This window comes from Enterococcus sp. NBRC 3427 (genome assembly GCF_007996925.1).
Classification (GTDB): Bacteria; Bacillota; Bacilli; order Lactobacillales; family Enterococcaceae; genus Enterococcus_B; species Enterococcus_B lactis.
In genome coordinates this window covers 1-7,194 of record NZ_BJLL01000086.1, presented here as the reverse complement: position 1 = coordinate 7,194, position 7,194 = coordinate 1, and the positions used below count along the sequence as shown (strand labels likewise).

At 39.9% G+C, this 7,194-nt stretch carries 7 protein-coding genes; all 7 read right to left on the bottom strand.

What is annotated here, in order from left to right:
• Nucleotides 1-21 precede the first annotated feature (21 nt).
• Nucleotides 22-1,320 (bottom strand): asparagine--tRNA ligase, encoded by a 1,299-nt coding sequence (asnS, locus tag ESP02_RS12550; protein WP_002308688.1) that lies wholly within the window; start codon nt 1,318-1,320, stop codon nt 22-24.
• 39 nt (nt 1,321-1,359) lie between these two features.
• A complete protein-coding gene (locus ESP02_RS12545; protein WP_002291769.1) occupies nt 1,360-2,550 on the bottom strand; it encodes a pyridoxal phosphate-dependent aminotransferase in 1,191 nt (396 codons plus the stop codon).
• A 20-nt stretch (nt 2,551-2,570) separates the two neighbouring features.
• The gene (locus ESP02_RS12540; protein ID WP_038398574.1) at nt 2,571-3,098 is read right to left on the bottom strand and encodes a DUF5590 domain-containing protein; all 528 of its coding nucleotides are present in this window, start codon (nt 3,096-3,098) and stop codon (nt 2,571-2,573) included.
• A gap of 46 nt (nt 3,099-3,144) precedes the next feature.
• The gene (locus tag ESP02_RS12535; RefSeq protein WP_038398572.1) at nt 3,145-5,934 is read right to left on the bottom strand and encodes a helicase C-terminal domain-containing protein; all 2,790 of its coding nucleotides are present in this window, start codon (nt 5,932-5,934) and stop codon (nt 3,145-3,147) included.
• 146 nt (nt 5,935-6,080) lie between these two features.
• Entirely contained in the window at nt 6,081-6,281 is a 201-nt protein-coding gene (locus tag ESP02_RS12530) for a cold-shock protein (protein ID WP_002288762.1), read from the bottom strand.
• 284 nt (nt 6,282-6,565) lie between these two features.
• The gene (locus ESP02_RS13375) at nt 6,566-6,730 is read right to left on the bottom strand and encodes a hypothetical protein (RefSeq protein ID WP_002291763.1); all 165 of its coding nucleotides are present in this window, start codon (nt 6,728-6,730) and stop codon (nt 6,566-6,568) included.
• Nucleotides 6,731-6,732: 2 nt separating this feature from the next.
• A complete protein-coding gene (locus tag ESP02_RS12525; RefSeq protein WP_038398570.1) occupies nt 6,733-7,053 on the bottom strand; it encodes a hypothetical protein in 321 nt (106 codons plus the stop codon).
• Nucleotides 7,054-7,194 lie beyond the last annotated feature (141 nt).

Sequence of the window (7,194 nt, the reverse complement as noted above, 5' to 3'; positions counted from 1 at the left end):
AAACAGCTTTTTCATCACTTCTTATGGATAAATTCGGTTCAACAAACGTGGGAATGGAATAGCTTCACGCACATGGTCGATACCAGCAATCCAAGTGACTGTTCGTTCAAGACCTAGACCAAAACCAGAGTGCGGAACAGAACCGTATTTACGTAAATCAAGGTACCATGAATATTCTTTTTCATCCAAACCGTGATCACGGATTTGTTCTAACAAGAAATCATAGTCCGTTGCCCGTTCGCTTCCGCCAATGATTTCACCGTAGCCTTCTGGTGCGATCATATCTGCACAGATCACCACGTCTTCTCTTGTTGGATGTGGTTTCATGTAGAATGGCTTGATGGCTTTTGGATAGTTTAGGATAAAGACAGGTTGTTCGAATGAATTCGCAATGAACGTTTCATGAGGTGAACCAAAATCTTCGCCCCATTCGATGTCATCAAATCCATTTTTCTTCAGTAATTCGATTGCATCATCGTAAGTAATACGAGGGAATGGCAATTTTGTATAAGTTTTTAAGACTTCTTTGTCTCGTCCTAGTACATCCAATGCGTATTCACAATGATCTAAAACATTTTGTACTAAGAAGGCTACATATTGCTCCTGTACTTCTAAACTTTCTTCTTGATGAGTGAAGGCCATTTCTGGTTCGATCATCCAGAATTCAATCAAGTGACGGCGTGTCTTTGATTTTTCAGCACGGAAAGTCGGACCGAATGAAAAGACTTTTCCGAAAGCCATAGCAGCAGCTTCCATATATAATTGGCCACTTTGAGATAAATAGGCTTTTTGATCAAAGTAGTTTGTTTCGAATAGATCTGTTGTGCCTTCTGGTGCTGAACCAGTCAAGATTGGCGGATCGATTTTGACAAAATGATGTTGATTAAAGAATTCATACGTTGCACGAATGATTTCATTTCTGATTTGCATGATTGCATGTTGTCTTGAAGAACGTAGCCATAAATGACGATGATCCATCAAGAAATCTGTTCCGTGTTCTTTTGGTGTGATTGGATAATCGTGGCTCTCGCTTACTACTTCCACATTTGTAATCCCGATTTCATAACCGAATTTTGAACGGCTGTCTTCACGGATTTCTCCAGTTACTAGCACGGATGTTTCTTGGTGCAGATTTTTAGCTGTTTGGAAAACTTCTTCTGGCACTTCGCTTTTTACAACTACCCCTTGGAAGAAGGCTGTTCCGTCTCTTAATTGTAAAAATGCGATTTTTCCGCTTGATCGTTTATTTGCGACCCAAGCGCCGATTGTTACTGTTTCTCCCACATGGTTTTTCGAATCGATGATTTGAATTTGTTCCACGTATGACTCTCCTTTTATATTCCTTGAATTTCTTCAGGATTAATTTTGACTTTTACTCTCAATAAATTGCTTGATTCTGCGTACCGCTTCTTCTAACGTAGCACGATCAGTCGCATAACTCATGCGGACATTTTCTGGTGCCCCAAAGCCTTCGCCAGTCACAAGTGCTACCCCTGTTTCTTCTAAAAGATCTTCTACCCATTGTGTGACATTTTCATACTTACACATGCGTAGCGTTTCTTTTACATTAGGAAAAAGATAGAAAGCTCCTTGCGGCTTTTCAAGAGAAACACCTGGCAGTTCTGCCACAAGCGGATATAACGTATTCAGGCGTTCTTCAAAGGCGTTCCGCATTTCTTCCACTGTGTCTTGCTCACCTTTCAATGCTTCAACAGCTGCATATTGACTGACTGCTGTCGGATTGCTAGTTGATTGGGAAGCAACAGCGATCATTCCATTGATAATTTCAGGATTCCCAACCGCATAACCGATGCGCCAGCCTGTCATCGCATATGTCTTAGACACGCCATTGATGATAATGGTCTGATTTTTGATTGCTTCTGAAATCGTTGCAATTGGAGTAAACTCATTGCCATTATAAACTAAACGACCATAAATATCATCAGCAACTATCAAAATATCATTTTTTACTGCCCATTCACCAATTGCCTGCAGTTCATTCTTGCTATAAATCATTCCAGTCGGATTCGATGGCGAATTGATGATCACGGCTTTTGTTTTTCCTGAACGTGCTTGTTCTAACTGTTCAACAGTAACTTTCCAGTTATTAGATTCTTTCCCTTTCACAAAGACAGGCAGGCCTTCTGCCAGTTTCACTTGCTCGCCGTAACTGACCCAATAAGGCACAGGAATGATGACTTCATCTTGCGGGTCCAGGATTGTTTGAAAAAGTGTATACAAAGCAAATTTCGCGCCATCTGTTACGACCGTTTGTGAAGATTCATAGACAAGTCCATCATTTTTCTTCAGATAATCAACGATCGCCTGCCGAAGTTCTGGGATTCCTGCTGTTGGTGTATAATAGCTAGCTTTTCCGTTGCGGATTGCTTCGATTGCTGCTTCTTGGATGTTTTCTGGTGTCGCAAAATCCGGTTCTCCCACAGTCAAACTCAGCACATCTCTTCCTTTTGCTTTTAACGCCTTGGCTTTTGCCGCAGCTGCCAAAGTAACAGATGGTTCTAATCGTTTCGTTCTTTTTGATAACTCCATCCCATTCATTCCTTTACCTATTAAATTCCCTTGATTGTCTTGACTTCATCTCCTGATTCAAAACCAATCAGGTAATAATTCAATTTTCCATTTGTTTCTTTTCCTACTACTTCCCATACAGGCTGATCATCGTACATTCCTAAAGCTGCTTTTTCGATTTGGATTTCAGGATGAGCTGCAGCAATTGTTTGTTTCGCTTCGTTTTCAGTCAATCCCTTCGTTTGATCCAATACTTTTACTTTTTCACCAGATTTAGGAATGATAACGGCGATTTCTTTTCCTTTATCATTCGTACCCGTCAATGAAAAGTACGTTTTCTTTCGAGTAAACCAGTAAAAATGATCGGCTTCCTCGAGATTTGCATATTTCTTTGCGATTTCTACTGCTTCTTTTTTCGCCTGGACCGCCGGACGACTAGAACGCAAGTAAAAAATCGAGCTGATCACGATGACCGCTAATAAAAATACGATCAAGCCAAGCAACACGCGATTAACCGTTTTTTCCTTTGTCTGTTTTTTCTTCAAGGGTCGTCGCTCCTTTATCTTCATTCCTTTTCATTATAGCAGATTTTAATGATGAAAAAAGACGGCACCTTTAACTTCCTTCTTCATTTTTCTTTAAGAATTCATGGATATCCTGATAGATTTCATCCATAGCTAGCTCTTTTATCGGTACTTTTTTCGGTAATGCATGGATGATTCGTGCACCATATTTTGCAGTGACTAATCTCCGATCCAAAATAAGTAATACGCCACGATCTGTCTCCGTCCTTATCAAACGACCTAATGCTTGGCGTAACTTCAAAGCTGCTTTAGGCACGGATTCCTGATAAAAAGGATTGATTCCCTCTGATTCCAGATAAGCATTCCTAGCTTTGACCATCGGACGTAACGGGTTGTCGAAGGGTAAACGTGTGACTACAACGATCTGCAAAGCATCTCCAGGTAAATCTACGCCTTCCCAAAAGCTGTCAGCACCAAATAATACGCTTTTTTCTGACAAAATGAAGCGTTTCAAAAGTTTTTCCCGACTTCCTCCAAATCCTTGAGCAAGAATTTCACGTCCTTTTTCTAGCATAGACAAATGCATTTTCTGATATACCTTTTGCAAAACATCATGAGAAGTGAATAAAACAAGGATCGGCCGATCTTCTTGTTCAATCAATCCAGTGAGTGCTGCTTCTAAATAATCGATATATGCTTGATTGCTGACTTGATGGACTGCAGGTGCTTCTTTCGGCACATAGATTCTTGCCTGTTTCTCGTAATCATAAGGAGAAGCAATCACTTTAAGAGGTGCTGCTTCAATGCCAAGTCGTTTAGAGAGATACTGTCGATTAGGTCCGATCTTCAGCGTTCCTCCAATATAAAGAATATGGTCATATCGAGGATACCACACAGTTGACGGCAACATCGCCGCTTGAAAATCATGGAGATGAAAAATCATCTGCTGTGCTGTATTCCCGGGAACGAACCAATGGATCAAATGATCTCGCCAGTCTTCTAGCCATTGGTCCATCAGCAAGTATTGCTTGTCTAATTGATCAAATAAGCTATATAAACTTGCTAAATCGATCCGCATCTGGTTGGTCCAACTTTCTTGGATAATCTCAAAAGTCAAGCGCATTTGTGATTGTAGTTGTTGGATTTCTTGATAGAAAAGTTGCAGATGATCCATTGCTGTCCCAGATTCCAGTGGCAGCTGATCCAACATTTCTTTTGTCATCATGACTTCTTCTGGATATTGTCCGTTAGGTTGTTTGCTGCTTACTAAGTTCATTAATCCCTCTGCCACGCAAATCTGCGCTTCGCATAGCGCAGATAGTTCTTCTCGATAAATCGACAACCAGCGTAAGGCTTCATGTTCCTTCGGCAAATAACTTTGTATGCGGTCAAATAACTGATTCGGCTCTTCCAGCTGCTGGATTTGTTTATGGAAGTAGTTAATACTTAGTCGTTTATCATTTACTTTTTCAGCAATTTCCGGCAAATGATGCACTTCATCAATCAACAAATAAGGACTAGCTGGAAGCAATGGTTCTTTTCGCTGTGTTTCTTGTACTAAAAATGCATGGTTGACAATCAAAAAATTGCTTTGTTTGATTTTCTTTTGCAAGAAACGCACAAAGTCTTGTTTGTAAAACGACTGATTCCTTGCTAAAAACCCGGTGCCTCTGTGCGCGACATCTGCAAAGAATGCATGGTTCAGATTAGTTAAATGTAATTCATCCAAATCACCGGTCTTCGTTTGTGTTAGCCAAACTAAGACAGCCATTTGGTACAAAGCATATTGTTTTTGTCCCGGCGGTTCCACAAGTGTACCTTTAAAACGCTGTAAATCAATATAGTGGCGATAGCTTTTGATAATCACAGGTTGTATCGGCTGATCTAGCAATTGATTCAGTAATGGAATGTCTTTTTCCATGATCTGCTGCTGCAAAACAAGCGAAACGGTGCTGATGACAGCTGGTTTTTCAGGTGTAGCCAAATAACTCAAAGGCAACAGATAACCAATCGTTTTACCCATTCCTGTAGCTGCTTCGATCATCAAATCTTTTGATTCATCTTTTGTGAAATGGTCGTAGACAGCATTCATCAGCCTGTTCTGTTCTTTTCGATACATCAGTGTTTTACCAAACATTTTTTCTTTTGCTTGTTTTTTTCTTGGATATGTCCGCTCGCCATAATGGACGGATGTGAATAATTCCACTTCTTTTTTCTGCAAAGCTAGCCCATCGACGATTTCTAATGAGAGATCAAGGGGCTCCGGGTTTTCTTTCATTTCTTCAAGCACGTGGTAAATGAAACGACTCGTATCCATTCCTGTATGGCTACTCAATCGTGCAATCTGCTCTAATGTGATGATCGGCAATTTCCTCATTCGTTCTTCGATCAGTAAAAGAAGCTGACCTGTCACTTCGGCATCACTATCCGCCTGATGAGGATTCTCATGAATAAATCCAAGGCTTTCTGACAAATCAGCTAAGCGAAAACTTGGTTCCGTCGGCAAGAAAATTTGTGCAAGTTCTACGGTATCGATGCCCGGTATCTTCAAACTAGGAAGTCCGCATCGCATGAGTTCATGGTTCAAAAAGTTATAATCAAAATAAATATTATGCGCGACAAATATGGTGTCTGCCAAAAGATTGTAAATCGTTTGGGCGACATCTTCAAAATAAGGCGCTTTTTGGACGCGTTGATTCGTGATCCCTGTTAAATGCTGGATTTGTTTTGAAATCTTCCGCCCTGGATGAATATCGATCGAAAAACGTGAAGTAATCCGACCAGCTTCAATCATGACGCAGCCAAATTGGATGATCCGATCTTCTTTTGGATTCGTCCCAGTCGTCTCGATATCAACGACTGCATAAGTTCTTGGTTTCAAAATATCTTCCTCTTCTCCTGCCTCTAATGTTCTTTTGAAATTATACTACAAAGTGCAGAAAAATACTCTCATCGCTTTTTAAGGAAAAAAAGACAAAAAAGCCCAGACACGTAAATGTCTGGACTTTTATTTTTAGTATGGGTGAATTAAGCTTTAGTAACGTTTGTTGCTTGAGGTCCGCGTTGACCTTCTTCAACGTCGAAAGTTACTGCTTGGCCTTCTTCTAAAGTTTTGAATCCGTCGCCTTGGATAGCTGAGAAATGAACGAATACATCGTTTCCGTTTTCTGCAGTGATGAATCCAAATCCTTTTTCTGAGTTAAACCATTTTACTGTACCTGTTTCCATAATAAAAATCCTCCTTGTGTTTCAACACATATTTTGCAATTACTTGAATGGTGTATATCTGGAAGATGTTTATTTGAAACAAGCTACCACAGATTACCGAACAAAAACTACTCCTATAGTATATCATACCGTTTACAAAAACGCTAGAGTTTTTCGATATTTTTTTATAAAAAAATGTTTTCTCAGCGATTACATCAAGTGAAAAACCGAACTTTCTTAATGACAAACGTTCTATTGTTCAGATACCCCTCTTTCGACCCATTGCACCTCTTTAAACTAAAAAATTATTCTGTCTGACTATTTATTGTTTCTGTTTCAACGGTTGAGGATGGGGAAGACTCTTTAGTAGGTCTGATGTTCTCATGGTATTTCTGATAGCCTATGACAGTGACCAGAAGAACAAGGCAAACCAATACGATCAACGAGATTAATTTTTCTTTTTTGTTCATACCTATACCTCATAAATGACAGGATGATGCCCATCATATTTCTGAGCATGGGTAACAGCAAAAGCTGCAGCTGTTGAATGGAAGAAATGCCAGCAACTTTCGTAATCACATGACGGACAATACCAAAAATAACCAAACCTTGGCTGCAAAGCCCGTTCTTCTGTTTCAGGGAACGCAGAATCAAACGCTGATGTCTGCGCATAAATATTTTTGTACATACGTGCGCCTGTGATCAGAGAACGCTGTGTTTCTTCTGCAAAAACTGGTTGACTTGTTAAACTTAGGGATAGAGACAGCAAACACCATAACAGTCTTTTTTTCATAAAGACCTCCTTATCGATAAGTTTTTCCCAATTAAAATCATATCTCAAGAACGGCCGTTATTTGCATTTCATTCATAAATGGTGTTTTTTGTATCATAATCGTCAAAAAAGAGGTCGTGACGATGTCACGATCTCTCCTTT